The organism is Paenibacillus sp. GM2FR, from assembly GCF_002803325.1.
Taxonomy (GTDB): Bacteria; Bacillota; Bacilli; order Paenibacillales; family Paenibacillaceae; genus Paenibacillus_AQ; species Paenibacillus_AQ lautus.
In genome coordinates this window covers 323,952-346,656 of the sequence record NZ_MKZM01000009.1, presented here as the reverse complement: position 1 = coordinate 346,656, position 22,705 = coordinate 323,952, and the positions used below count along the sequence as shown (strand labels likewise).

Sequence of the window (22,705 nt, the reverse complement as noted above, 5' to 3'; positions counted from 1 at the left end):
CTTTTCATCGAAGGGTCACGATCTCTTCGTTCTTGTGTTCTTGGTCGTACATCCAGACCTTAATCTCATTGATATCCATCGGCTTTCCGTAATAATAACCCTGCATGACATGGCAGCCAAGTCCGGTCAAAAAGTCGATATGCTCCTTGTTCTCTACACCTTCCGCAATGACATCCAAATTCAAATTCTCTGCCATAAGAACGATGGCGTTGACGATGGCGCGTTTGCTGGGCGTGTCCAAATCATTGGTGAACTGGCGGTCCAGCTTTAAAGCATCAATCGGAATCCGGTCGAGGAGCCCAATCGAGGAATAACCGGTTCCGAAATCATCCATGGAGACCTTGACCCCCAAGGACCTGATATTCCCAAGCTGGCGGATAATATCATTCACATCGTGCAGCACCATGGACTCTGCTATCTCCAGCTCTAACAAGCGAGGTTCCAGATTCGCCTTGTCCAGCACGTTTTGAATAAGCTCCAGCAGATTGTCGCCATGAAATAAACGAATCGATAAATTCACCGAGACGGGCTGGACGATTCCTCTCTCCTGCCACACCTTGCACTGTTTGCATGCTTCCTCAAGCGTCCATCGGGTCATCGGTATAATCAGCCCCGTCTCTTCCGCAATCGGTATGAATTCAAGCGGGGATACCACGCCTAATCGGGGATGCTTCCAGCGGAGCAGCGCCTCAAATCCGACCAAGCGATCGCTCTGCACATTCCATTTCGGCTGATATGCAATGAAGAATTCCTTCAATTCAAGCGCTCGCTGCAGGTCCTTCTCCAATTCCATTTTACGAACCTCTTGAAGACCCATCTCCTCGTCATAGAGGCATTGCTGATTCTTGCCCAGCCCCTTCGCTTTATACATGGCGGTGTCCGCATTCTTCAGCAGCGTCGTACGGTCAGAGCTATGGACAGAACCGATGCTGATTCCGATGCTTGCCGTCACATACAGCTCGTTACCGTCGATATGGTAGACGTTTTTTATTTTTTGGAGTATATCGTCTGCTAAGCGCTGGGCATAATTGGGGTCGCTTCGCTTTAAAATAATCAGAAATTCGTCCCCGCCGATCCGGAATACCTGCTGGCCGCTTCCAATGAATTGACGCAGTCGCTTACCCACTTCCTGGACCAGCATATCCCCAACATTATGACCCAGCGTATCGTTGATCGCCTTAAATTGGTCCAAATCCAGAAACAGGATCGTAATTTTCTCCGTCTCGGCATTCGTCTCAAAGAATCGGTTCATTTCATTGCGGTTAGGCAATCCCGTGATGGTATCCTGATAGGCCAGCTTTTCCAGCACATGCCGGTCAAAGAACATCGCCCCCCAGGAAATCAGCAGGATGACAAAAATCGTGACCGTCACACCATACAGAAGCAGAAAATCGACAGACTGCGGCTGCTGCGTGATCATACCGGCATGAGCCTCAAACCGTGCAGCTTTCATGCCGGTATAATGCATCCCGCATACGGCAAATCCCATGACAACCGCCGAGCCCCACTTGAGAAAGCTGGACTTGGGATGATTCCGAAAGCGGAGAAACAATAATAAAGCCGCATAGGAAGCTACCAATGCTATGATGGCGGACAGTACCCAAAGGCCGGGATCATAACTGATCTCAGCATGTATGACCATGGCTTCCATTCCCATGTAATGCATGATGACAATGCCGCTTCCCATAATGAAACCGCCAATGGCGATTTTGGACCAGTTAATATTTTTGGGCATCGTAATATAAAACGCGATGAAGGAGGAAACCACGCTGGCTAACATCGACATGATGGTCAGAAAGACATCGTACCTCACATTCATATTCATGTGCATGGCCAGCATGCCGACAAAATGCATGGACCAAACGCCGCTTCCCATGACCATAGCGCCGCCGAATAGCCAAAAAAACTTGGATTTGCCGTTCGCCTCCGAAATTTTGGATGTAATATTTAAAGCCGAGTATGAAGCAAGTATCGCAATCGCAATTGAAAGCCCAACAATATAATAGTTATAATTGCCGTCCATCTGAGCTGTGCACACCCCTTTTGTGAGTAATTCTTAAGTCCTATGAAGATCATACGTTTCCTAGCGGATAACGTTTCTATTAATTCACGGTGACTCGCCCCTGTGCATGCCAGGAAAAGGCAATCCTTATTTTCACGGCCACCCTAGTCCTGCACTTCTCCATATTATATCTATAGTAACTATTCAATTTCTCGACAAACAAAGAAAGGTGCGAATGCGCCCGGATTTTAATGAGTCTAAAGAACTAATTATTCTACGGAGTTCGGGGCTATTCCTCTATCCTATGGAAAATATGGAGCGACAATTTTAAAAATAAAAAGCTACGGACCCTTATTAGGTCAGCAGCTTTTATTTTGTCTGTCCTCAAGGTGTAATGACCTTCGATTTTCCATTCAAGTACTTCTCGCCCCATTCACAGATTTGATCAAGGATCGGTTGTAGTGAAACGCCCAATTCACTCAGCTCGTAGACGACCTTAGGCGGCACTTGATTAAAGACCGTTCGCGTGATAATCCCATCCTCCTCCAGCTCCCGCAGCGTCTGCGTTAACATTTTCTGCGTAATATCCGGCATCTGCTTCTTTATTTCACTCGTTCGCTTGGGGCCATAACTTAAGTGGCACAGCACAATGACCTTCCACTTGCCGCCGATGACATCCATGGTCGCCTCAGACGGAATATTGTATTGTCGCTCCCCATTCATAAGAACTTCTCTCCTTTTCGAACGGAAGTGGCATCGGACTGATAACAGGCACTTTGGGGTACTAATGATACTTTTAGGTACCTATAGAACAATTAAGTGCGTACTTCCTTTCCGTCATTATATGTTACATAATCCCCTTATACCAGTACTTCAGTATGGAAATTGGAGGTGAAATGGCATGCAGCGTATTTACATTGCCGGAGGTTATGGCGTAATCGGAAGTGCCGTTGCCCGGCATATCCGAAAGATCAATCAAGATGCCGAGATTATACTCGCCGGAAGGCATCCCGAGAAGGGGAGCTTATTAGTGCAAGAGCTGGGGAACGCCCGTACCGCTTTTTTAGATATCCGCCAGGGTCGGTCTCCAGCGGAGCTGGATCCAGTCGACCTTATCGTTTCTACCATTCAGGATCCGGCCGACCTCCTCATTCAAGAGGCCCTTGCAAAAGGAACTGCACATATCGGGATTACGAAGCTTGCCGACGAACTGACGCCGATTCTATTCGCCATGCAAAACCATCCCCCTCAAGCGCCGATTGTGCCTTTGGGGCATTCGCAAGCGGGGATCCTGACCTTGGTTGCGTATCAGGAGGCGAAGTCTTTCCGAAGCATCCAATCGATCGGTTTGACTGGTCACTATGATGAACGCGATCCGATGGGGCCTATGACGCTCGAGGAAACCGAAGGGTTTATCAGCCGTGCTCTCCTCCGGGAAAACGGGATATGGAAATGGGTTGAAGCAGCGAAGTATCCGAGAAGCATAATTCTTTCAAACGGTTCCCGGGTAGAAGGTCATCCCATGAGCCTGTTGGATGTTCCAAGCCTCGCTGCTGTTACGAGAGCGCCTAATATTCGATTCGACTTCGCCATTCATGACTCTATAGGAACACGGGCTGGAGGCAAGGCCTCCCAAGACCTCTACATTGATCTTGAAGGTGTTCTTCTTGACGGCCGTTCCACGAAACGGAGAATCGCGTTGACCGATCCGAAAGGACAGGCGCATTTTACGGCCCTCGGGATTCTCCTTTCCATTGAGCGAATTCTGGGCTGGGACGGCTCACCTCCTGCTTCCGGAGGCTTCTATCTACCGGAAACGTTGGTTCCTCTTGAAACTGCAATGAAACGTATTGAACAATTCGGCATTCAAATTCGAAGAGAAGAAAGAGACGGTGAACCTTCATGAAGGTATTAACGGTTGTTACGCATCCACGCGAAAATTCCTTTACTTTTGCAGTTACCGAAAAGTTTATACAGGGGCTTCGGGACTCCGGGCATGAAGCGGGAATTCTGGATCTTCACCGCATCGGTTTCAATCCAGTCCTGTGGGAGGCAGACGAACCCGATTGGTCTGATCCTAACAAACGGTATTCTCCTGAGGTTGAGGCCGAAATCGCACGAATGAAGGAGTACGACGCGCTGGCCTATATCTTCCCGGTGTGGTGGTACGGAATCCCGGCCATGCTGAAAGGGTATATCGATCGTGTCTGGAATCATGGCTTTGCTTACGGCGGCGGATCAAAGCTTCATCACCAACAGGTGTTATGGCTGGCGCTCGCGGGAGCTTCGGAAGACCATTTTGCCAAGCGGGGCTATGATCAGATGTTATCCCTTTCCCTCAATATCGGGATGGCCGACTACTCCGGAATCAAAAATTCCCGTGTGGAATTCTTCTATGATACGTTAGAAGGCAGACCGGAGCATATGGAGAGTTTGCTCGAACGAGCTTATCAGCTGGGATTGCATTATGCGGATTCTGGTGCATGATGCATTCTGGGCAATTCATCCCGAACGTATTACTACATCACCCTCGAATCTGATGATGGAGACCGGAAGGTATTCCCCGATGCCAAAGGCGTAACTAAACGCCATACGGCATACGGTGAAAATAGATGCAGCATGTACACATAATAGTGCATTCACGGTCCCTGAAGAACACAACAGCCTTAGTCCGCTTATGAATCCTGGACTAAGGCTGTTGTGGGATTGGCTTGAAAGATTAACACAGAAGCTTATCCATTACGCATTGCTGCTCGTTTCGACGGGTCCATTCACTTCGATCAGTTCAACAACGGCCTCGCTCTTCAGCGTATTGCCGATCGTGCAGGCGCGTTCTACAACAGATTTCAGCTTCTCCTTGTACGCTGCCTCCAGGGTTGGCGGCAGTGTGACATGGACGTTGAAATGCGAGAACTTATTGCTTTTATCCTCTGCCTTTACCGATGACACTTCGATACGAATGGAAGACTTATCGTAATCCACGCCGTCGTAAGCCATTATTTTCTGGAGCGAGATGGATACGCACAGCGCCAGGGACGCTTCCAGCAGCTCTCTCGGAGACAGGCCGCCCTCCAGATTCGGGCCATGGTTTCCTGCGATCTGAAACCCAGCTTCATTGAATATTTGATCCTGGCCCTCTATGATTTTTAACGTTGTCATGTTCTAGCCTCTTTTCTTTTAGTCTTCGTTTCAGGATGAACGGCTCTCATCAACCAAATGACAAGCTACCTTCTGGCTCAGCCGAACTTCTCTTAAAGCCGGAACTTCTGCCTTGCATACATCCGTTGCATAGGGACAGCGCGTATGAAAAACACAACCGCTTGGCGGCGATAAGGGGGACGGGATTTCCCCCCGCAACATGATCCGTTCCTTTAATCGGCTGCGGGTAAAGTCAGGTACCGCCGAGAACAGTGCCTTCGTATAGGGATGCAATGGCTCATGGAACAAATCGTCCGTCAAAGCCTCCTCCATTATTTTTCCGAGATACATAATGCCGATCCGATCGGAAATATAACGAACCACGCTGATATCATGCGTAATAAATAATAGCGTTAATTTCAATTCCCGCTGCAGATGCTTGAGCATATTCAAAATCTGCGACTGAATGGAGACATCCAGTGCCGAGACCGGCTCGTCGCATACGATAATCTTCGGATTCATAATTAGCGCGCGCGCCAAGCCTAAACGCTGGCGTTGACCACCTGAGAATTCATGGGGAAAACGGAAATAATGCTCCGGCTGCAGGCCCACGGTTTTCAAGATGTGAAAGACTTTTTCCTGACGCTCTGCCTTGTCACCCATTTTATGAATAATCAGGGGTTCCTCCAGAATCCGGCCGATTCTCTTCCTCGGGTTGAGTGATGAGAACGGATCTTGAAAAACAAGCTGTACGTCCCTGCGAAAGTTCCGCATTTCCTCCCTCGACATCGCAGCCAAATCCCGGTCCCGGTATAGTACCTGACCTTGGCTTGCCGGGGTTAATCCTAAGATGGTACGCCCCGTGGTGGTTTTACCGGAACCAGATTCTCCAACAAGACCGTACGTTTCTCCCTCTCTTAATTGAAAGGAAACATCCGTTACGGCTTTCACATATCCCTTGGCGCCCCATAACTTACCGAAAGATCCGTACACCGGAAACTGCTTGTGAAGGGAGCTTACTTTTAAAATCGAATGTTCAGATGCTTGTTCCAACGGTTGTCTCCCTCCCTTCCTGCTCGGATATAGCCTCGTAATGCCAGCACTTCACTCGATGGTCTGTAAGGGCCATTCGCATCGGCGGCTCCGAGGTACGGCATAACTCATCGGCATAGGGACATCGTGTAGAAAAGCCGCAGCCCTGAGGAATATCCGTGAGTGAGGGCACCGTTCCCTCAATGACATGAAGCGGATCCCTCCTGTCCCCTTCCAGCTTGGGGATCGATTGAATCAGTCCCTGCGTATAGGGATGCAGCGGCGTGTGAAACAAGCGCTCCGTAGGGGCTTCCTCCACGATTTGTCCTAAGTACATCACCTTCACACCCGTACAAATTTCCGATACGACACCCAGATCATGCGTTATGAACAGCACGCCCATGCCCATTTTGCGGTTCAAGTCTGCAATGAGCTCCAGAATCTGCGCTTGAATCGTTACGTCGAGCGCGGTTGTCGGTTCATCCGCTATCAAAAGGTTGGGCTCACAGGAAAGCGCCATGGCAATCATGGCACGCTGCTGCATTCCTCCCGACAGTTGATGAGGATATTCATCCACTCTCACTTCCGGAGATGGAATACCCGTCATCCGCAGAATCTCAATGGCTTGCTGACGGGCCTCTTTCTTGGACTTCTTCTGATGGAGGCGTATAGCTTCACCGATTTGATTGCCAATCGTATATACGGGACTTAGGGAGGTAAGCGGGTCCTGAAAAACCATGGAGATTTTGTCGCCCCGGACCGCCCGCAATTTAGAATGCGGGAGAGACAGCAGGTTCTGCTTCTCAAACAGAATCTCTCCCTCGTACTCGATCGCATCCGTATGGTCCAGCAGCCTCATGATCGATTGGGACATTACGCTTTTTCCGCTGCCGGATTCCCCGACAATGCCGATGATGTCGCCTTTATTCATGGAAAAACTGACTCCGTTGACGGCCGTCACTTTCCCCCGCTCGGTATGAAAATGCGTTTTTAGATTGTTCACTTCCAATAGAGGCTCGTTATTCATGAAAGTACCTCCAGCTTTATATTCATGACTTTCTCAACTTTTGCTTCACGCGGGGATCCAGCAAATCACGCAGCCCGTCGCCCAGCAAATTTAAGCTCAGGACAGACAGAACAAGCGTTGCTCCTGGAAATACAACCATCCACCATGCCTTGTAAATAACAAGCTTGCTCGCCTGCAGAATATTCCCCCAGCTGGCTTCAGGCGCAGGAATGCCCGCTCCGAGAAAGCTTAGCGCGGCCTCGGAAATAATGGCTTCGGCAAATACGAAGGTAGCCTGCACCAATAGCGGAGATAGCGTATTGGGCACGATGTGCTGCCATATGATGCGCGTGGAGCTTGCCCCCTGGACATGCATCGCTTCGATGTAGGTTTGCTCGCGTACCACCAGCGCGGCCGAGCGAACGACCCGGGCGATATTCGGCGTGAACACGATAGTTAGCGCCGTGATGACATTGATGGCGGATGCGCCGAGCGCAGCCATCAAGGCAATAGCTAACAAGATGCCCGGAATCGCAATCAATCCGTCACAGATGCGCATGAGAATATGATCCAATGTTTTGTAGTACGTGGCATAGACGCCGATCACGAGCCCCAGAGCGGAGGACAGCAGCGCAACCGCCAGTCCTACGCTAATCGATACCCTGGCGCCGTAGAGAAGCCTGGTTAACAAATCCCGTCCGAATTCGTCGGTACCCAGCCAATGCTCGGCCCCTGGCGGCATTAAACGTTCCACAACCTTCATGTCATACGGACCGTAGTTGGTGAAGAGCGGTCCGATCAGCGCCAGAATCACCAACAAAACAAAGATGGTCGCTCCGATCAAAAGCCCATAGTTCGACCTCAGTCGGCGATATCCTAGTGCACGCTGCTCTTTTTTCAGCTTTTTACTGACTTGAGCGACGTATTCTTTTTCCTGAACAGTTGCCAATCCAATCACACCTCTTTTATTTGCGTTCCAAACGAACACGCGGATCAACCGCTCCATAAAGCAAGTCGATGATTAAGTTGATGGTGACGTACATAAGCGTAACGACAAGCACCACGCCTTGGATCACCGCGAAGTCCCTTCTGGCAATGGAATTCAAGATCAATTGACCCAATCCGGGAATATTGAATATCGCCTCCACGACTACAGCCCCTGTCACCAACGTGCCAAACGTTTGTCCAATGACGGTCAGAATGGGCAGAAACGCGCTCCGAAACGCATGTTTGAACAGCACCTTCATTTCATGCAAGCCTTTGGATCTGGCTGTCTTGATGAAATTCAAATTCAGCACTTCCAGCATGGACGAACGGGTCATCCGCGTAATCAGGGCTGCCTGTATGGTCCCGAGGGAAATGCCGGGAAGAATCAGATACTTCATATGTTCCCAGAGCCCGCTGCTCAGCGGTTCATATCCAGCCACTGGCAGCCACTGCAGCTTGACGCCAACAAACAGCATAAGGAACAATCCCAGCAAAAAACTTGGTAAAGCCATGCCCAGCAAGGATATCCCCATCAGCGTATAATCTGCGATGGACCCTCGCTTGTAAGCAGCGATAATCCCGAAGGGAATCGCCAGTATAATTGCGATAACCTGTGCCAGAATGGCCAGCGATAGCGTGGGGGTTACATGCTCCGCAATCGCTTCGCTGACCGGCTGATTCATGAAGATCGAATCCCCAAGATCCCCCTTGAACACGTTGGCTACCCAGCTCGTATATTGTTCGAGTATGGGGCGGTCCAATCCCAGGTCCTGATTCAGCTGCTGTATTTCCTCCTGTGACGCCTCCATGCCCAATATGGCCGCCGCCGGATCCCCTGGCGTAATGTGGATGATCAGAAAAATAGCGATGGTGACAACGGCCAGTACAGGAATCAACGACAAAAGTCTTTTCGTAATATAAGCCAGCACGGCAAACCCCTCATTTGTACATGGTCTATGAATCCAATTTCAAAAAAGGAAGGTGTTATCGAAGTTACTCCGGTAACTTGTAACACCCTCCATATACGCTTACTTCGCTACTTTGGCATTCCAAACCACCGGTGCTTCGAACAACTCGAAGCCTTCAAGCTTCTTCGTTGTGGCGACGACGCCATTATAATGGCCGATCACGGTGGAGGAAGCAAATTCGTACAGGAAGCCCTGCAGCTTCTCCCATTCCTGCTTGGCGGCTTCCGGCGTAGCTGCGCCGCGAATATCAATCAGTGCCTGCTTGACCGTGTCATTATCAAGACCGGCCCAATCCGGATTGACGGCCAGCAGCTGCGGCGGCGTAATCTGGTAACCCGTACTGGCAACAAATATGTCCCACTTGGAGCGGTCGTTCTTCGTTTCCAGGAATGTCGGGAAATCGAAGTTCTCCACTTTTACGTTCATGCCGATCTGACGAAGCTGCTCCTGAATGACCAATGTCGCGGTGTACATCTCATTGTAGTCCTTGGTCGTCAGCAGCGTGATTTCTTCGCCGTTATAACCGGCCTCTTGCAGCAGCTGCTTGGCCTTCTCCGGGTTGGACTGGTTGTAATACTCCGCTCCGGCATCGGTTGACCATTGGACCTGGTTCGTATTCAGGTAACCCGGTGCCAGGGAGTATAAATCCGGCTTGGCGAAGCTCGCCAACATGATCTCCTCATTATTAAACGCGGCGAGAATGGCCTGTCGAATCTTAACGTCCTTTAACAATCCTTCGCTGGTATTGAAAAATGCCGTCAGGGCACCGCCAGGGAACGAGAGCAAATTGATATTGTTGTCGGCGGCAAGCTCATCATAGCTTTCGATCGGAATGCTGTCCGCCACATCGTACTGTCCGGTCTTCACGCCAGCAATGCGCGTGGAGTGGTCGGTGACAAAATGAAAGTACAGATTCTGGGTAGGAGCTTCTTTTCGCCCGTCAAATCCGCTTGGCTCCGTATCCGCCACCTGATGATAATCTTCATTACGCACCAAGTGTATGTACTGATCCTGCTTCCATTCCTGGAATTTATAAGGTCCTGTACCGATGTACTCCTTGATTCCGTCAGCCGGCGCTGCGTCTACAATCTCTTTCGGCATGATGGAAGGGAACTGCGCTTGCGATGCAATAAGAATCAACACGTCGGATGTAGGCGCCTCTACAGTCAGCTTCACGGTATACGTATCGACGGCCTCAAATTTAGCATTCGTCAGCAGCACCTTCGCACGGGACGAAGTCACCAGCCAGCGGTTCATCGAGGCTACAACATCCTCGGACGTCATCTCTTTCCCGTTGTGAAACTTCACGCCTTGGCGAAGGGCGAACGTATACGTTAAACCATCCTCACTTCGTTCGACCGACTCTGCCAGAGCCGGTACGGGCTCATAGTTTGCATTCAGCGTGTAGAGCTGTTCGAAGATGTTGCCTGCCGTATCCAGCGCGACCGCCGATACCGTCAAGGCCGTATCCAACGTAGGCGGCTGTGCCGTAAGTGCAATGTTCAGCTCGTCTTTGTACTCTTGTTGTTCGGCTTGCTTCTCACTTCCTTTGTCTTCGGCTGCGCTCTCTGCCGCCTGGTCGGAACCATTGCCGCATGCCGCGATCAACATCATCAGCACGATTGACGATAAGAGTAAACCTAACTTTCTGGCTTTCATTGTAATCCCCCCATGTAGTAGACATATGCATATGAAATGTATGCATCATGCTCTGTCAAAAACTTGTGAAACGAACGCACCCCTAAAATCTAAGTTATCTGGTAGGTTTAATAAGTTATGCACATACTAATAGATTCGCTATTTGCTGTCAATGCAATAATTGATCGTGCTTGAATTAATTTCCTATTTCGAGTAATTCATGATTTCATCCTTGGTTTAGGCGACCTTCTTCTTCGGCTGAATACGCTGCGGCAGACCCCTTCGTTAACTAAAAAAAGCCCTGGTTTCGACATGAACCAAGGCTTTCCGTTTATTCAATTGCTGGGAAACTTCGCAAAATCTTTTCCTTGCGTCCCCTCATATACCATTGCCCCCACGGATGGAGTTTATCGAGCTTCCCTCCACAGGCATGGAATAGCTTCATATAACGCCCCATTTCTCGCAGCTTCATGAAATACGGGATTTCTCGAAACCACTGTTCCTCCAGATGATGCTCCAGACGGTATCCCTCCAGAAACGGGGTCAGAAACGGACCCGGCTCCACATCCGTCCCTTCGGTTAAACCCGAGAAAAACGCGGCGACCGCAATATCATCGATGAACCATGAATATCGGCTGGCATCAAAATCAATCAAGCATAACGAATCCTCATAGACAAAAAAATTGCCGTAATGAAAATCCGCATGGATCAGCCCATAAGCGTCCACAGCAATCGGAAGCTCCGATATATAATGGAGCAATGCCTCATAACGACGGGTGATCCCTTTCTCGGTTAGCGGCAAATCGATATGCCGAACTTTCTCCGCCTCATCCGACCAATCAGGCCGTTTTGTAACGGGATCCAGATGGGTATACCCTTTGGTGATGCGATGCATGCAGCCCATGAATTGGCCCATTCGCCTGTATAAGCGCTCATCGGCATCGTTCTCTCCGACCGGACGCCCCTTGGCCTCCTCGTAACAAACTGCCGTATATTCACGGTCCTCCATCCGGATTCGCTCCGCAAGGTTTCCGGCCGCCGAATGGAGCGGCCTCGAAACGCAGACTCCCTTACTTCCGAGAAACTCGACCCACTGCACCTCGCCCTCAATTTTCACATACGGTTTGTGGGACTCATCCGTTATGCGCACATAAACGATCTTGGCACCAAGTTGATAAGAACGGATAAGGCTGTGTTCGGAAACATGCGTCTGTACCTTATCCTTCTCCAAGAGTCCGAACTTGCTTGCAGCGACGGCCATAAGTTCGTTCCGTTGTTCCAATTGCAGCGCCTCCCTTCAATACGGATGATCAAACGTTTCACTGATCATTGATTTCTGCATTGGATAGCCGGCTCCTGCATTTAACCACTATAATAAGGGAGGAAAACTACGGCTCTTCTCCTGTTTTTACGTTACAACGGTTATCGATTTATAAGCGGTCCTTGTGCGGGCCGCTGTTTCCGCCGATGTATACACTTTTGTTGTCGTCAAAAGGGTGGGAGGATATAATACGGATAAAATAAAATCGTCATGTTTGAAAGAAGGCTCGATTATGAATCCCGAAACCCGAAATGCCCGAACGCAACTCATCATCGAAGCAGCAGAGTACGTATTTACACATAAAGGCATTGAAACAGCCACCATGCAGGATGTCGCCACCGAGGCCAACATGGGCATAGCCACCATTTTCCGGTTTTTTCCGCGTAAGGAGAAACTCGTCGTTGCCGTTGCTACGAAAAAGCTGGAGGCCGTTCTCGAAACCTTCCGTTCCATCGCGGAACGGCCGATTTCCTGCATGGAGAAGCTGGAGCTGCTGTTCGACCACTTCATTTCCCTGCTGGAGCAGCAGACGAGCTCGAACGTCAAGCTGCTTGAGAACTTCGAGAGTTATGCCGCCCAGTTCACGGAGCCTCTGGAGGACATCGAGCTGTTTAACGCCGTCTACCGGGACATATCCCAGGTATTCTCAACGATTGTGGAACAAGGCATTGAAGACGGATCGGTTCAAGCCGATCTTCCGATTTCCGAGACGCTGACCACCATCGTGAATACATTCGGCATTTTTGCCAGAAAGCTGTCCCTCCAGAAAAACATCCTAGTGGTCGAGCCGGACCTCGCGCCGGAGAAGCAGCTGGCGATTCTCAAGCACATTCTGCTCAACTATTTGCGAGCCTAGGCTCGGACTAAGTAAAAAGAGTGCGCAGCATCACGACTGCACACTCTTTTTTTGATGATATCCCTGGCTTCCCCTATAAGCCCAGCTTCTGCCCCCGCTCCAAGCGCTGGATCTGCTGCTCACCCGTGACCGCCAGCTCACTGAACTGATGGATCGTCTCACGCATCCGCGGGAGAGCCTCCTGCTTGTATGTGCTGATGGAATCGAGCGCCGACAGCACATCCGTGAACGCTTGCTTCAAGGTATCGACGGAGATGCTCGTTTCCAGCGACTGCTTGTGGATCGCCGCACCTTGATCCTTCAGCATTTTGGAGGTAGCGCTGATCAGGTTGTTCGTGGTTTCGTTCAGCAGCTCGATTTTCTTCAAGACAATCTTCTGGTTGTACAGGGCACTAGCCACCGTGACCGAGATTTTCAGCGCCGTTACCGTTACGTTTCTCGCTCGATCCACGCCGCGAATTAATTCTTTGTTGTTCCGAATGACCACTTCAATGGCCATGATTCCCTGCTGGTTCACGACCAGCATCTGCTGCAGGTCCATCACGCGCTGGCGCAGCGGAAACAGCACCTCCTCGGTGATAAACCGGATTTTATCCTCCGACTCCTGCCGTATTTTAGCCGCCTCGACCTGAGACTCGATCTCTGCGTCCATGAGCATGCCCAGCTGAATTTCCTTTTGCAGCTTTTTGGTGAGCTCGCGGAGGGTTTGCTGTTCAATCTCCAGCGTGGTGTTGTCGTTCTTTAATACGGTTTTTCCTTTATCCAGGGAAATAATGATATCCGAAATGACGGCATCGGCCTTTTGAAACTTGGCAAAATATCGGCGCAGCGGGTTAAACACCATGCCCAGCAGCCCACTCTTTGCAAAATCCACGACGCTTGGGTCCAGATCCTTCAGCTGCAGCTGCAGCTCCGTTAACCCTTTGGCCACTTGACCGCCTTCGTCCCCGGTTTTCGATAATCTCCCCACCTGAACCTGCAGGAGCGCATTCTTCTCCGAGGAGGATCTCATCGAGCTGAACCCAAAGCTTTCAATGGATTGCAGCACTTGTCTTCGCTTCTCGAGCGATTCGATATCGAGCTCCATGATGGCCTGCACATTGTTAGCCGCCAGCTCCTTCAGCTGCGTGACTTCTTCCGGCTCAGGCTTCACCTGCTCTTCAATCGCCGTCTTAATCTCTTCGGGACTAATGACTTCCATCGTAAATGACAATATAACCCCTCCTCCAAATTTCTGTGTTAACCAGATTCACATCGTATGAAAAATTGCTACATCTGCACATTCAGCAGCTGGCCGATTTTGTAGACGACATCGTCGGTATCCGCGTTGATGCTCGCAGCTTCATTGATGCTGGAAATGCTCTGGAGCGCCTGGATGTCGGCATTATAGCCAATCGTGTATACCGGGATTTTGTAGGCTTGGATCAGTTCTCGAATATCGTCGAGGGAATGCCCGACGTTCGTCTCTCCGTCACTCAGCACAAAAATCAGGGGCTTCACGTCAGGATTCGCCGCCATCTCGTCTTGGAGCATCTTCATCGCCACCACGATGCCGTCAAAGGTCGCAGTATTCCCGCTGGCTTCAAGGCTGTTGATCGCTCCGACAAACATCGACTGCTGATTCAAATCGTACTTGCCGATCGGAAGGTTGATCGTAACGTCCGTGGAATACGATACAAAGCCGATGCTGTTATCCCGGCCCAAATACTTCTGTCCCGTTAACAGCGATTCCTTGAGACGGTTTAACGGCTCGCCATCCATGCTTCCCGACACGTCCGCTACAAACACAGCCGCAACCGGCTTGTTGCCGTCTTTTTTCTCTTTCCACAGCTTCTGCGCGGACGGCAGCAGGCTGCTGTCGACGACCTCAAGCTCGGATTGGTAATCATTTAGACCGTTGAAGCCCTTTTTATCGGCTAATTGCTGATATTTATCCTGCTCTACAAAATCTGCAAATTTCTTGATGACGTCGAGCTTCTCCTTCGGCAATTTCCCGAGCGCATACAAGGGGCTGTCGTGCCTTACGCCAAATGGGGTAAAGACGTAACCGCTCTTCATATCCGCCGCGTTGACATAGGTCTGATACTCCAGGACAAAAGCATCCAGCATGCCAGACTTCGCCGCATCGCGCATCTGGATCGTGGTCGAAGCCGTGAAAGGGACGTTCGCCTGGAATTTCTCGAAGCCCTGCACCGCTTTTTCGCTAAGCAGATCGGAGCTGTCAAACGTTTCAAGGGCCGTGATCAGAAAGTTAAGCCCCGTCGAGCTGGCAAAAGGATCCGTGTAACCCATCGCCAATTCATTATTCGCAATCGCATCCGTCAGCGTTTTGACGTTCAAGGAGCCGTACTTCTCCACCAGCTCGTCGTATTTGGCCTTTCGGGTGACGACGCCGGTGACGTTCCCCGTCAGGCGCTTGGATACGAGCTCGGCTTTGACGCCGTATTCCTTGACCATCTCCCCCCACAGCTCATTGGAAGGCGTAAAAGCGTCCGGCACGTACTTCCCGGATGTTATGTAATCGGTTGCGGTTCCCGAAGCGATATTACGGATCTTCACGGATACCGGCTTGCCGTTCACCATCGGCTTGGAGCTGTTGAATTCCTCTGCCACTTCGTTCAGCCATCCGTCAATGCCCGGTCCCGCCTTCTCGGGCGAGGAGAAGATCTCCACGTACAAGTCCGTCGTATTCTCGACCGAGATCGGAAACTTGGATATATCGGGCAGGGAGTCGGCTACGGCCACCGGGTCCAGATCGACTTGGCCTTTTATGGGGTCGGCGGTCGTGACCACGATATCCTTGTAGATTTTGTTGATTTTCTTAGCCGCGCCTTCCGAATCGACCTCGGCTTGGCTTTTGCCCAGATTGGAGGTTAACGTGATCCCCGCATACACTAGAACAAACACGACCACTGCAATGGCCACGAATACGACAAAGGCACTACCCTTGCTTCGCATAATCATCTCCCTCTCTTATTGCTTGTATAATTTGGTTTGCTTGATTAACGCATCGATTTCCTTCATGCACGGCATCTCCTCCACATCCCGGTAATCGGTGCTGCCGAGCAAAGAAATCTCCAGCAGCAGCTTATCAAGCTTGAGCATGATTTCCTCATTCGCTTCCAGATAACCGGTCACGTAAGCCAAGTACTCTTGGTATAACGCCGTTTTTTTCTGCGCCACCTTGCTGGACAGCTGGGATGCCTTCGGCTGATCGGCCATGCGGGCGAAATCGGATGCGGCGAAGACGCCAAGCTTGTTCAGTATCCCTCGGATATTGAGATAGAACAGCTTCTCAACTTCATCGATGACCCCCATGAATTTCTTGTAACTGAGTTCCGTTTGCTCAAAACGCTGACTTAGAACGCCCAGCAGCGCATTCCTCTTTTTCTCGATTCGCTCCAATTGGTCCAGGGCAAGGGCGATATCATGCTTCAGCACTTTCACATTGCGATAATGATGAAGCGCGTCTATGTAATCCTCACGGGTCTGAATCGTTTGGATCGGTTTTGCAGCCGGAGACTTGAACAACAAAACATAACTGCCATAAAAGAGTGCAAGAACACTGACAACCCATACGGTGATGACCAGTGCAGACTGGAAGGCGTTATCGCCGCCGACTTGGAAGCCGAGCAGCCCGGGCGAAACCAGGACAATATTCACGATCGCGATAACCGCCATAAGCAGGAGCAGCTTCACGGATTTCGAGCCATTCAAGAATTAACACCTCCCCTGCTCCTATAGAGCGATGACTGATTCGACCTATCTTATAAAACATCCGTAAAAACATAGGCAATTGAAGGATATAACACATACTACGTCTCAATTCGAAGTTAGATGCATTTTCCTCTCCAGGCAGCCCTGCCGATATGCCATCCATTCATTTCTTTATCGGATTTTCACATGGATAACATGATGCGGGCATGACCGTCCCGTGTCTAAGAAAGCCATGGCGAATACGCAGAGAACTGCAGCAAAACAGAGGGACCAAGCCGAGGCGAGCAAGTTCATAGAGGTGAGGTAACTATATCAAAATTACATAAATAATCCAATGGTTCTGCGACAAAAGGCACAAAAAAAGTCCTTCAGGGCGTGCCTGAACGACTTCTATTATGGATGGGCTGCCAGCGGGGACGATAAGCGCCTTCAAGCTTTGCCTCTTGGCAGCTTATCCGCATATCGGGTCCGCAGCTCGCCCAAGTAATCCAGCTTGCCGAGCACCTTCTCTTTATTCAGCATGCCGATGCTCAGGATGAGCTGCTCGATCATCAGCAAGGGCGTCACCATGGAATGAAACTCGCCCATATCCCCCCGACTGACAAAAAAGGAGCTCTGCGCCGGCGTTCCATACCGGAAGTCCTCCCGGTCCGTGATCATGATCGCCGCATTTCCGACGCGGCTTACGCAGTCCAGGATGACCTCCGTTTCCGGGAGCATCCGGGTGAAGCTGAAGATCAGCACGACATCTTCTCGCTCCACATGTGCGAGCGATTCCAGCAGTTCATGACCGCTGCCGGCCATGATCCGCACCGACATGCCGAATCGGGTTAAACGGTACGAAAGCAGCTCGCCCAGTGACAGGGATGGACCTGGGGCATAAATATACATGCGTCTTGCCGAGGCCATTAGACGGGCTGCCTCCTCCAGCTCGTCCGGGCGGTTCTTCTCCATCGTGTCTTGCAGATGATGCTTCGCCTGCTCCAGCATTTTCGCGGGCAGACTGGACGCGTCCAGGCGGGATATCGTTTTTTCCAGCTTTACGGCAGGCGTCGTATCCGAGGATTCCCGCAGCTTCAGCTTGAACGCCTTGGCATTGTCGTGCCCGACGGCGCGCCAAAACCGGGAAACGGTCGCAATGCTGGTGCCAAGCCTGTCGGCGATTTCCTGCTCGGTCATGAACAGCATCTCCTCGGGATAACGTTCGATAAAATCGGCGATTTTGAGCTGGCTCGGCGACAGCCCGGATTTATCGGGAAACCAATTTTTCAATGATGCTGCACTCCTTCTGCAATGAAATCATCGTGATTGGGCATGAGTTCATCATACGCTGTGATTGTTATGTAAATTTTATTTCATGGTTATATTTGTGTAAAAAATATTACAATGCGTTGACATAGTACTCCGTTCATTTTAATAATCGCCTCCTATACTGATAGCAAATCCCATTCCCAAGGAGGCTTCTCTCTAATGGCAAGCAATTCACGGGTCTATACCCTGACCTCTTCGCAGAAAATGATGATTTTCGTGCTGTCCATGTCGCTGTACGGCCTGTCCAACATGTTCACCGAGCTCATTCCCGCGTTTCGCCTGGGTCCGATCGAGCTTTCGGTCGAATACTTCGCGTTCATTCCCCTAACCCTCTGCATGCTGTTTCATCCGTTTTATGCTGCAGTGGGGGCTGCGCTCGGCGAAGTCATCTTCGGTGAACTGATGCTCGGGCAATTCGGCGGTCTCGGAGAGCTGGAGAAGTTTCTTACCTTCTCCTTCGCCATGTACGTCGCCGGCCGCTTGGTCAAAAATCCCCTCAGCCGCGCTCAGGTCGGCATCGCCGCCATGTCGGGCGTCATCATCCACCAGCTGTGCAGCTCTCTGGTGGATATTGGCAAGGTTTGGATCGGCGTCGAGGAATTCGAAGCCGTGCCCGGGCTTGCACAAAGCGTGGTCCTTGTCGAAGGCATCGGTTTCCTGAACGATGTGCTGTTCTCCGGCATCCTGTTCGCTCTTCTGCCTACATTATATCTGGTTCCAAGGTTGTATGGAAAAATCGAGCCGCTGCTCGGCATCAAACCCCGCCAGAAGCTTACCCAATACGAAGCCGCCGGCATCGTCTCGCCCAAGCTGATCCTGGCTGGAATCGTTTTGGCACTGATTGCCTTCGGGGCGGAATCCCTTTCGGAAACGGACTGGAACCTCCGGGAGTGGGACAGCGGATTTGCAGACCGGTTCGGCATCGGCGCGATCTGGATCAGCATTGCTGCAGCCGCCATCGTGGCCGTTGCAGTACTGGCTTTCATGCGGGCCAGAAGAAACCGCGGCCTTCAGGAAGAGAAAATGCCGGAGAATCCGCCTTATGCCTAAACCGTTCGTTCATGACCACCCGGCCATCCGAATCGCAGACGTCACCTTTGCCTATCCCGGTTCGGAGCAGCCTGTGCTGAAGGAAGCTTCCCTGCACATTCGCCGCGGAAGCTTTACAGCGATCATCGGAGGAAACGGCTGCGGCAAATCCACGCTCTGCAAGCTGTTCAACGGATTGATTCCCCACTATTATTCAGGCGATTTCACGGGTACCGTCGAAATCTGCGGGGTTTCCGCCGAGAATCGGACGGTCTCTGAGCTATCGCGCATGGTGGGGTATGTCTATCAGGATTTTGATAACCAGCTTGTCCGCCCCACCGTCATGGATGAAGCCCATTTCGCTCCGCTCAATTACGGGCTCCCGGACTACCGGGCCATGGGCGCCAGGGCACTCGATATGTGCGGATTAACCCATCTGAAGGACCGCTATATATGGGAGCTGAGCGGGGGGCAAAAGCATCTGCTCGCTTTGGCGGGCGCCCTCTCGCTGGAACCGGACATTCTCGTGGTGGATGAGCCGGTATCCCAGCTCGATCCCCAGCACGCCAGGCAAGTGTATGATGTGCTGCGCCAATTGAATCAGGTCCATGGAAAGACCATTATCGTGATTGAGCATCATGCGGAGTTTATTGCCGGCTACTGCGAGGAAGTGTGCCTGATGGAGCAGGGGAAGGTGCTGTGGCAGCGCCCGGTCATCGAAGCGCTGAACAGCCTTGATGATCTGGAGCGGCTTGGCATCCAGCCGCCCCAGGTGACCAAAGCAGCGGTACAGCTGTCTGCGATTCTGCTGAATGGCGGTTTGGCCCCCGGCCATCCGCAGGATGGACACTCGATAACGGTCGGCTCCGGCTCTCATTCTATGGGATTGTCCGGATATCAGCTGAAGCAGCCTTACCCTATTACCGCCGAGGAAGCAGAAGTCTATTTTGGAGAGCTTCTGCACAGCCTCGCGGATAGCCCAGCGCTGCTTGATCATCCACCAACCGACGCTAGAGCAGACGATGCTTCCCCCGCTGACACCACCGTGAAAAACCCGGATTCCGACCAGCGCCGCATCCTGCAGGGCGATGAATCAGAACGGAAAGGAAAGCATAGTGCACTGGTGGAGTTCCACCATGCCGTACTTCGCTACCGAACGATTCATAAAACGGAGCACGAGGTTCTTCGAGGCATTGATCTTTGCCTGCATGAAGGCGAACGCATCGCGCTTGTCGGCAACAACGGCGCGGGCAAATCGTCGCTTCTGAAGCTGATTGCCTGCATCGCCAAGCCTTCCGGCGGCTCTGTCTCAATCATGGGCCGGAAAACAAAGGATATATCGATGGAGCAAATATCCGCTCGCGTGGCTTACGTCTTCCAGAATCCCGAGGATATGTTCATTGAAGACAATGTATATCAAGAAGTCGCGTACGGCTTGAAGAGCCGCCGTCACCCGGAAGCTGAGGAAAGGGTTCAGCGCATGCTGACCCATTTCCGGCTTCAGCCTCTCCAGGAACGGGATGCCCGCCTCCTCAGCGGCGGTCAGCAGCGCCGCGTATCCCTGGCCATAGGGGCCGCTATGATGCCCCGGCTGATTCTGCTGGATGAGCCGACGGCCAATCTGGACATGTCCACTCGCGAGGAGCTACTGGTTACGCTGCAGGAACTGGAGGACCATGTCCGTACCGTTGTCATCGCCACCCATGATATGCAGCTGGTTCACGAATGGGCAACCAGAGTGATCGTCTTAAATCAAGGCGTTGTGGCCGGCGACGGCACCGTCTCCGAGATTTTCGCCGATTCGGAGCTTATTTCCCGGGCGGGGCTCGCACCGACCCAGATGATGGATTTATCTATAAGGCTGGGCGTCGTGCCCGCGACCAGCTCGCCGGACGATTTTGCCCGGCATATGTACGGCATTCTGCGCGGAAAGGAGATTCACCGTCATGCAGGTAGTCCGCAACTGGTTTAACAAGATTTCAATTGAACGGATTCAGCTCGAGTTGATGAATACCGCCTACGGGAGCGGCCATGCCGCCCTTTCCCGGCTCGATCCCCGATGCATGCTGATCTGGTACCTGTTCTTTGCCATAGCGCCCTGGTTTATTTCCAGCATGACCGTGCTGGCCGGATTGTTTCTCATGATGGTGGTCACCACCATTCTGTCCCGGGTTACGCCGTTTATTATCGTCGTACTATGCCTGGGCCTGATCGGCCAGGTCGGCTGGCTGTTTGTGGTGTCCCTCTTTTTCGGCGGGGACGTCAGCTCGGCGCTTCCGCTGCTGAAACTCACCTTGAAGCTCTCGGTTGTATCGCTTGCAAGCATTACGGTGTTCTCCGGCATGGATCCCGAGAAAATCAGCGACGGCCTGCTTGCGCTCGGCATGCCTGCCGCCTTCTCGTTCAGCTTGTCGTACGGCTATCGGATTCTCCCCGTATTGTTCGAAGAATTTCGCCATGTGCTGCTTTCTTACCGGCTTCGGGGAAAAGCGCCGGAACATCCCGGTTTTCTCTACTGGCGGCTCGCGGCTTATTACATGAAGCTGCTGATGCTATCCTTTTTTCCTTTGATGCTGGCCACCGCCAAACGTTCCCGCACGACGGTAGAAGCGCTGGAGACCCGCGGGTTCTCCTACGGCATGAAGAATCCGGCTGCCAAGAAGCTGAAGCTGTCCCACCTGACCCTGTCGGCGAGGGATGTGGTGTTCCTGACCGGAACGGCAGCGTATACCGCATTGTTGTTCTGGTTCGGCTAAACTACTGACTTTGACAAGGAGTGTTCGAATATGAAAATTGATCTCCATACCCATGCCAAATTGTCCAAAGCGTCCGATTTCTCTAAACATTATTATGAGGAGATGATCCGGGAAGCGTTGGACAACGGACTTGATGCGCTCGCTTTGACCGAGCATTTTAACACGCGCCATTTTGACGAGGTGTACCGCCAGCTTGACAGCATGTTTCCCTATAATGGCGAATACTACGATGCAGGCGGATTGAAGATCTTTCCGGGGATGGAAGTGGACATCCGGGAAACCGGCCACATTCTGCTGATCGGCCGGAAGGAGTTCATTCTGGAAACCCGCCATCGCCTGGACGGGTATACGGAGAAGGGCGCCTTTATCCCTTTCGATGATCTGATGGAATTGGCCGAAGCCTTCCCGCTGCTCAAGATCGGAGCCCATCCATTCCGGGAGAGCACGCCGCTCCACCATCTCACGCGCAGCCAGTTGAGCCGCCTGGACGCTTTTGATCTCAATGCCAAGGATATGTACCAATACGGCAGCGAAGCCAATCAAGATCAGGTTCAACGTTTCGCTGCCGATCTCGGCAAACCTGTTACGGCGGGAAGCGATACGCATCAATGCCTCCAATTCGGAAGCGTCTATAATGAGCTGCATATGCCTTGCGAATCCGCTGCCGAGCTCAAGGATGCCATTATGCAAGGCGCTTACCAGCTTCATGTCTCGGACAGCCTGCCGATTAAGGTCAAAGCATCCGTCATGCTGAAAAAGCTCATGAAGGAGATCATCCGGCTCCAATCCCCCTCAGCCGTCATCTAGCTAGTGAAACGTGAACTACGCCAAAGTTCAATAGGCCCCCCGCTATGTATCATTTACATTCATGTACGAAAAAGGAGCCTGGTCATGTATCCATGTCCAGGCTCCTTGCGTTTCCGAGAGATTGCTCTATTGCGACT

The 22,705-nt window shown here is 51.6% G+C and carries 20 protein-coding genes; 7 read left to right on the top strand and 13 right to left on the bottom strand.

From position 1 onward, the window contains the following. Positions 1 to 4: 4 nt before the first annotated feature. Together PAEVO_RS22600 and PAEVO_RS22595 are read right to left on the bottom strand one after the other, a co-directional pair. A complete protein-coding gene (locus tag PAEVO_RS22600) occupies positions 5 to 2,023 on the bottom strand; it encodes a bifunctional diguanylate cyclase/phosphodiesterase (protein ID WP_100539781.1) in 2,019 nt (672 codons plus the stop codon). A 363-nt stretch (positions 2,024 to 2,386) separates the two neighbouring features. Beyond that, positions 2,387 to 2,725 (bottom strand): winged helix-turn-helix transcriptional regulator, encoded by a 339-nt coding sequence (locus PAEVO_RS22595; RefSeq protein WP_100539780.1) that lies wholly within the window; start codon positions 2,723 to 2,725, stop codon positions 2,387 to 2,389. A gap of 178 nt (positions 2,726 to 2,903) precedes the next feature. On the opposite strand from PAEVO_RS22595, the gene PAEVO_RS22590 reads away from it, so the two are divergent. Together PAEVO_RS22590 and PAEVO_RS22585 are read left to right on the top strand one after the other, a co-directional pair. After that, the gene (locus PAEVO_RS22590; protein ID WP_100539779.1) at positions 2,904 to 3,908 is read left to right on the top strand and encodes an SDR family oxidoreductase; all 1,005 of its coding nucleotides are present in this window, start codon (positions 2,904 to 2,906) and stop codon (positions 3,906 to 3,908) included. Further along, positions 3,905 to 4,489, top strand: coding sequence for an NAD(P)H oxidoreductase (locus PAEVO_RS22585; RefSeq protein WP_100539778.1), 585 nt, complete (start codon positions 3,905 to 3,907; stop codon positions 4,487 to 4,489). Before PAEVO_RS22590 ends, PAEVO_RS22585 begins: the two co-directional genes overlap by 4 nt. A 252-nt stretch (positions 4,490 to 4,741) precedes the next feature. Here PAEVO_RS22585 and PAEVO_RS22580 read toward each other — a convergent pair whose 3' ends face one another. The 7 genes from PAEVO_RS22580 to PAEVO_RS22550 form a co-directional block, all read right to left on the bottom strand. Further along, positions 4,742 to 5,161: an OsmC family protein gene (locus PAEVO_RS22580; protein WP_100539777.1), complete on the bottom strand. Its 420-nt coding sequence runs from the start codon at positions 5,159 to 5,161 to the stop codon at positions 4,742 to 4,744. 30 nt (positions 5,162 to 5,191) lie between these two features. Further along, positions 5,192 to 6,193: an ABC transporter ATP-binding protein gene (locus PAEVO_RS22575; protein WP_100539776.1), complete on the bottom strand. Its 1,002-nt coding sequence runs from the start codon at positions 6,191 to 6,193 to the stop codon at positions 5,192 to 5,194. Then, a complete protein-coding gene (locus PAEVO_RS22570; protein ID WP_100539775.1) occupies positions 6,177 to 7,199 on the bottom strand; it encodes an ABC transporter ATP-binding protein in 1,023 nt (340 codons plus the stop codon). The genes PAEVO_RS22575 and PAEVO_RS22570 overlap by 17 nt, the downstream gene beginning before the upstream one ends. Before the next feature lie 22 nt (positions 7,200 to 7,221). Next, positions 7,222 to 8,127, bottom strand: coding sequence for an ABC transporter permease (locus PAEVO_RS22565; protein ID WP_100539774.1), 906 nt, complete (start codon positions 8,125 to 8,127; stop codon positions 7,222 to 7,224). Between the two features lie 16 nt (positions 8,128 to 8,143). Beyond that, positions 8,144 to 9,094 (bottom strand): ABC transporter permease, encoded by a 951-nt coding sequence (locus PAEVO_RS22560; protein WP_100539773.1) that lies wholly within the window; start codon positions 9,092 to 9,094, stop codon positions 8,144 to 8,146. 99 nt (positions 9,095 to 9,193) lie between these two features. Then, entirely contained in the window at positions 9,194 to 10,792 is a 1,599-nt protein-coding gene (locus PAEVO_RS22555) for an ABC transporter substrate-binding protein (RefSeq protein WP_100539772.1), read from the bottom strand. A gap of 310 nt (positions 10,793 to 11,102) precedes the next feature. Beyond that, complete coding sequence (locus tag PAEVO_RS22550; RefSeq protein WP_243390902.1) at positions 11,103 to 12,053, bottom strand: phosphotransferase enzyme family protein; 951 nt, start codon at positions 12,051 to 12,053, stop codon at positions 11,103 to 11,105. Between the two features lie 271 nt (positions 12,054 to 12,324). Here PAEVO_RS22550 and PAEVO_RS22545 point away from each other — a divergent pair, with 271 nt between their 5' ends. Then, positions 12,325 to 12,948 (top strand): TetR/AcrR family transcriptional regulator, encoded by a 624-nt coding sequence (locus tag PAEVO_RS22545; RefSeq protein WP_100539771.1) that lies wholly within the window; start codon positions 12,325 to 12,327, stop codon positions 12,946 to 12,948. Positions 12,949 to 13,021: 73 nt separating this feature from the next. Here PAEVO_RS22545 and PAEVO_RS22540 read toward each other — a convergent pair whose 3' ends face one another. The 4 genes from PAEVO_RS22540 to PAEVO_RS22525 all read right to left on the bottom strand — a co-directional run bounded on the left by PAEVO_RS22540 (position 13,022) and on the right by PAEVO_RS22525 (position 17,937). Further along, the gene (locus tag PAEVO_RS22540) at positions 13,022 to 14,161 is read right to left on the bottom strand and encodes a toxic anion resistance protein (RefSeq protein WP_100539770.1); all 1,140 of its coding nucleotides are present in this window, start codon (positions 14,159 to 14,161) and stop codon (positions 13,022 to 13,024) included. Positions 14,162 to 14,217: 56 nt separating this feature from the next. Continuing rightward, positions 14,218 to 15,906, bottom strand: a complete 1,689-nt coding sequence (locus tag PAEVO_RS22535) for a vWA domain-containing protein (RefSeq protein WP_100539769.1) — start codon at positions 15,904 to 15,906, stop codon at positions 14,218 to 14,220. Positions 15,907 to 15,921: 15 nt separating this feature from the next. Continuing rightward, entirely contained in the window at positions 15,922 to 16,665 is a 744-nt protein-coding gene (locus tag PAEVO_RS22530) for a hypothetical protein (protein ID WP_100539768.1), read from the bottom strand. A gap of 429 nt (positions 16,666 to 17,094) precedes the next feature. Then, entirely contained in the window at positions 17,095 to 17,937 is an 843-nt protein-coding gene (locus PAEVO_RS22525; RefSeq protein WP_100539767.1) for a MurR/RpiR family transcriptional regulator, read from the bottom strand. Between the two features lie 198 nt (positions 17,938 to 18,135). Between PAEVO_RS22525 and PAEVO_RS22520 the strand changes: the two genes are divergently transcribed. Genes PAEVO_RS22520 through PAEVO_RS22505 form a run of 4 tightly spaced genes read left to right on the top strand, consistent with a single transcriptional unit; the run spans position 18,136 to position 22,568 of the window. After that, positions 18,136 to 19,026, top strand: coding sequence for a DUF8171 family membrane protein (locus PAEVO_RS22520; protein WP_100539766.1), 891 nt, complete (start codon positions 18,136 to 18,138; stop codon positions 19,024 to 19,026). Continuing rightward, complete coding sequence (locus PAEVO_RS22515) at positions 19,019 to 20,977, top strand: ABC transporter ATP-binding protein (RefSeq protein ID WP_100539765.1); 1,959 nt, start codon at positions 19,019 to 19,021, stop codon at positions 20,975 to 20,977. Before PAEVO_RS22520 ends, PAEVO_RS22515 begins: the two co-directional genes overlap by 8 nt. Further along, on the top strand, positions 20,952 to 21,761 hold the full coding sequence (locus PAEVO_RS22510) for an energy-coupling factor transporter transmembrane component T family protein (RefSeq protein ID WP_009593920.1): 810 nt from the start codon (positions 20,952 to 20,954) through the stop codon (positions 21,759 to 21,761). Before PAEVO_RS22515 ends, PAEVO_RS22510 begins: the two co-directional genes overlap by 26 nt. A 30-nt stretch (positions 21,762 to 21,791) precedes the next feature. Beyond that, on the top strand, positions 21,792 to 22,568 hold the full coding sequence (locus tag PAEVO_RS22505; protein WP_100539764.1) for a PHP domain-containing protein: 777 nt from the start codon (positions 21,792 to 21,794) through the stop codon (positions 22,566 to 22,568). The last annotated feature ends 137 nt before the right edge of the window (positions 22,569 to 22,705 follow it).

What these genes read in the sequence shown, in the direction of transcription:
- PAEVO_RS22600 (WP_100539781.1), bottom strand. Translation starts at nt 2,023, where the DNA reads ATGGACGGCAATTATAACTATTATATTGTTGGGCTTTCAATTGCGATT.
- PAEVO_RS22595 (WP_100539780.1), bottom strand. Translation starts at nt 2,725, where the DNA reads ATGAATGGGGAGCGACAATACAATATTCCGTCTGAGGCGACCATGGAT.
- PAEVO_RS22590 (WP_100539779.1), top strand. Translation starts at nt 2,904, where the DNA reads ATGCAGCGTATTTACATTGCCGGAGGTTATGGCGTAATCGGAAGTGCC.
- PAEVO_RS22585 (WP_100539778.1), top strand. Translation starts at nt 3,905, where the DNA reads ATGAAGGTATTAACGGTTGTTACGCATCCACGCGAAAATTCCTTTACT.
- PAEVO_RS22580 (WP_100539777.1), bottom strand. Translation starts at nt 5,161, where the DNA reads ATGACAACGTTAAAAATCATAGAGGGCCAGGATCAAATATTCAATGAA.
- PAEVO_RS22570 (WP_100539775.1), bottom strand. Translation starts at nt 7,199, where the DNA reads ATGAATAACGAGCCTCTATTGGAAGTGAACAATCTAAAAACGCATTTT.
- PAEVO_RS22555 (WP_100539772.1), bottom strand. Translation starts at nt 10,792, where the DNA reads ATGAAAGCCAGAAAGTTAGGTTTACTCTTATCGTCAATCGTGCTGATG.
- PAEVO_RS22545 (WP_100539771.1), top strand. Translation starts at nt 12,325, where the DNA reads ATGAATCCCGAAACCCGAAATGCCCGAACGCAACTCATCATCGAAGCA.
- PAEVO_RS22535 (WP_100539769.1), bottom strand. Translation starts at nt 15,906, where the DNA reads ATGCGAAGCAAGGGTAGTGCCTTTGTCGTATTCGTGGCCATTGCAGTG.
- PAEVO_RS22520 (WP_100539766.1), top strand. Translation starts at nt 18,136, where the DNA reads ATGGCAAGCAATTCACGGGTCTATACCCTGACCTCTTCGCAGAAAATG.
- PAEVO_RS22515 (WP_100539765.1), top strand. Translation starts at nt 19,019, where the DNA reads ATGCCTAAACCGTTCGTTCATGACCACCCGGCCATCCGAATCGCAGAC.
- PAEVO_RS22510 (WP_009593920.1), top strand. Translation starts at nt 20,952, where the DNA reads ATGCAGGTAGTCCGCAACTGGTTTAACAAGATTTCAATTGAACGGATT.
- PAEVO_RS22505 (WP_100539764.1), top strand. Translation starts at nt 21,792, where the DNA reads ATGAAAATTGATCTCCATACCCATGCCAAATTGTCCAAAGCGTCCGAT.